Source organism: Inquilinus sp. (assembly GCF_057815775.1).
In genome coordinates, this window is the sequence record NZ_JBYRFX010000156.1 from 1 (window position 1) to 2,827 (window position 2,827).

The following is a 2,827-nucleotide window of genomic DNA, read 5'->3' on the forward strand; positions in this document are numbered from 1 at the left end:
CCGCCTGAACCAAGAACCAGAGAAGGGGAGGATGAAGATGGTCCGCAGCCTGTTGATCGCCCTGGGCATCCTGCTGGCCGCCGGTTCGGCCCAGGCCGCCGACAAGGTGGTGCTGATGCTGAACTGGTACGTCTATGGCGAACACGCGCCGTTCTTCTACGGCAGGCCAAGGGCTTCTACGCCGACCAGGGCATCGACCTGGAGATCCAGGAGGGCCGCGGCTCGGCCATGACCGCCCAGGCGGTGGCCGCCGGCACGGTCGAGTTCGGCTATTTCGACGTGCCGACCATGATCAAGGCCGCCGCCAAGGGCGCGCCGTTGGTGTCGGTCGGGGTGCTGCTGCAGAAGAGCCCGATGTCGGTGATGGGCTTCACCGACAAGAACATCCGCACGCCCGACGACATCAAGGGCAAGACCGTGGCCACCACGCCTGGCGATTCGATGTCGCAGGTCTGGCCGCTGTTCCTGCAGAAGACCGGGTTGCAGGAGAGCGACTTCCACACCGTCTCCGGCGACGCCCAGACCAAGCTGAACGCCGTCATCAATGGCCAGGCCGACCTGCTGCTGGGCTATTCCATGGACCAGAGCATGCGGATCAAGGACGCGACCGGCAAGGACGTCACCCCGATCCTGTTCGCCGATTACGGGGTCAACATGGTGTCCTCCGGCATCGTCGTGACCAAGGATCTGGTGACCGGGAACCCCGATCTGATCCGCCGCTTCATGGCGGCGACGACCCAGTCGGTCGAGGCGGCGGAGAAGGCGCCGGCCGAGGCCACCGCCGCGGTGCTGGCGGCGCTGCCGAAGGCGGGCAAGCCGGACACGCTGCAGGAAGGCTTCGAACGCACCATCCCGCTGTACCGGACCGAGGAGACCAAGGCCGAGCGGCCGTTCCATGTGACCGACGCCAACATGGCCGAGACGGTGAAGCTGCTGGTCGATTACGGCGGCGTCTCCGCCGACACCGCCGCCGACCCCAAGGCCTTCTACACCAACGAGTTTTTGCCGAAGTGAATGGCGCCGAAATGAACGAGCCCGGCCTGCATCTGGTGGCGGCGGAGGCGGCGCCGCGGCCGGCGGTGATCGCGGTCGAGGGCGTGTCGAAGACCTATCGCGGCCGCGGCGGCGACGTGCCGTCGCTGGCCCCGCTGGACTTCACCATCGACGAGGGCGAGTTCCTGGTGCTGGTCGGCCCATCCGGCTGCGGCAAGTCCACCCTGCTGAAGCTGATCGCCGGCCTGCTGCCGCCCAGCACCGGCCGCATCCGCCTGGCTGGGCGCGATGTCACCAAGCCGCATGGCGATGCCGGCATCGTGTTCCAGAACGCGCTGCTGCTGCCGTGGCGCAGCGTGCTGGCCAATGTGATGATGCCGGTCGAGGTCAAGCGCCTGCCCCGCGCCGCTTCTCTCGACCGCGCCCACCAGCTGCTGCGGATGGTCGGGCTGGAGGGGTTCGCCGACAAGCTGCCCTGGCAGCTGTCCGGCGGCATGCAGCAGCGGGTGTCGCTGTGCCGGGCGCTGGTGACCGACCCGTCGATCGTGCTGATGGACGAGCCGTTCGGCGCGCTGGATGCGATGACGCGCGAGCGGATGAATGTCGAGCTGCAGCGGATCCAGCGCGAGACGCGCAAGACCATCCTGCTGATCACCCATTCGATCCCGGAGGCGGTGTTCCTGGCCGACCGGGTGCTTGTCATGACCGACCGGCCGGGGTCGATCGCCGCGGCCTATGACGTGCCCTTGCCGAAGCCGCGGTCGCTGGAGGTGATGGGCGATCCCCGCTTCGTCGCCCTGACCCAGCGCATCCGCGGCCACTTCCAGGCCAAGGGCGGGCTGGACTGACGGCGCCACTGCGTCACTCCCCACCACTGTCATGCCCGGACTTGATCCGGGCATCCAGAGTCTGTCGACATCCTCTGGATTGCCGGGTCAAGCCCGGCAATGACAGTTAGAGGAGTCGGTGTGGTCAGTCCTCGGGGTGCTGCGGCCGCTGCGGTGTCGGCCAGGGCTCGCCGCGATCCTCCAGCAGCACGTCGATGCCGGGGCCGTCGAGGCGCAGCGTGGCGTCGCCGGCGAAGCTGAGCAGGATGCCGCCCTCCTCCGCCGTGATCGCCAGCAGGTCCAGCATCTGCGACCGGTCACGCAGGTCGAGCTTCATGGTCTTCGCCGAATCGATGCCCTGGAACCGCACGCCGCACAGGGTGCGCTGCCAGATCTCGTCGCCCTCGACCAGCTGCACCGGCACCTCCCAGCAGAAGCGGTTCACCGCCATGACGAAGCTGCGCTCGCGGCGCAGGAAGGTCATGTCGTGCACCGGCACGATCGCATCCTGCAGGGCGGCGGACAGCACGGCGAGGTCGTCGCCGTCCCGGGCACGCAGCCGCAAGGGGGTGGTCGTGTCGGCCACGGCTCAGTCGGCCTTGATTCGGGTGATGTCGGCGCCGCAGCCGGCCAGCTTCTCTTCCAGCCGCTCATAGCCGCGGTCGAGATGGTAGACGCGGTTCAGGATGGTCTCTCCCTGCGCCACCAGCCCGGCGATGACCAGCGAGACGCTGGCGCGCAGGTCCGTCGCCATCACGGGGGCGCCGGTCAGCTTCGGCACGCCGCGCACCAGGGCCGAGGCGCCGTGGACGGTGACGTTGGCCCCCATCCGCGCCAGTTCCGGCACATGCATGAAGCGGTTCTCAAAGATCGTCTCGGTGATCATCGAGGCGCCCCGGGCCACCGTCATCAAGCCCATCATCTGGGCCTGCAGGTCGGTCGGGAAGCCGGGATAGGGCTCGGTCATCACGTCGACGCCGACCAGATCGCCGGTGCGGCGGACCTTG

The 2,827-nt window shown here is 68.3% G+C and carries 4 protein-coding genes and 1 pseudogene; 3 read left to right on the forward strand and 2 right to left on the reverse strand.

Annotation, left to right across the window (positions count from 1 at the left end; all coding sequences use genetic code 11):
• The 3 genes and pseudogenes from AC3XYG_RS05640 to AC3XYG_RS05650 all read left to right on the forward strand — a co-directional run.
• Positions 1-232 (forward strand): annotated as a pseudogene (locus AC3XYG_RS05640) (hypothetical protein); the annotation flags it as partial.
• Complete coding sequence (locus tag AC3XYG_RS05645; protein WP_489138838.1) at positions 205-1,014, forward strand: ABC transporter substrate-binding protein; 810 nt, start codon at positions 205-207, stop codon at positions 1,012-1,014. The pseudogene AC3XYG_RS05640 and the gene AC3XYG_RS05645, both read left to right, overlap by 28 nt.
• Positions 1,015-1,025: 11 nt before the next feature.
• Positions 1,026-1,841 (forward strand): ABC transporter ATP-binding protein, encoded by an 816-nt coding sequence (locus tag AC3XYG_RS05650; protein ID WP_489138836.1) that lies wholly within the window; start codon positions 1,026-1,028, stop codon positions 1,839-1,841.
• A gap of 124 nt (positions 1,842-1,965) precedes the next feature.
• On the opposite strand, the gene AC3XYG_RS05655 is transcribed toward AC3XYG_RS05650, so the two are convergent.
• Positions 1,966-2,406, reverse strand: a complete 441-nt coding sequence (locus AC3XYG_RS05655) for a DUF2948 family protein (protein WP_489138837.1) — start codon at positions 2,404-2,406, stop codon at positions 1,966-1,968.
• A gap of 3 nt (positions 2,407-2,409) precedes the next feature.
• Positions 2,410-2,827: carboxyvinyltransferase (locus AC3XYG_RS05660; protein ID WP_507021933.1), on the reverse strand; the 418-nt coding region annotated here is incomplete at its 5' end.

Bases quoted from the DNA above. Each gene is read 5' to 3' on its own strand.
- AC3XYG_RS05650 (WP_489138836.1), top strand. From the start codon at position 1,026: ATGAACGAGCCCGGCCTGCATCTGGTGGCGGCGGAGGCGGCGCCGCGG.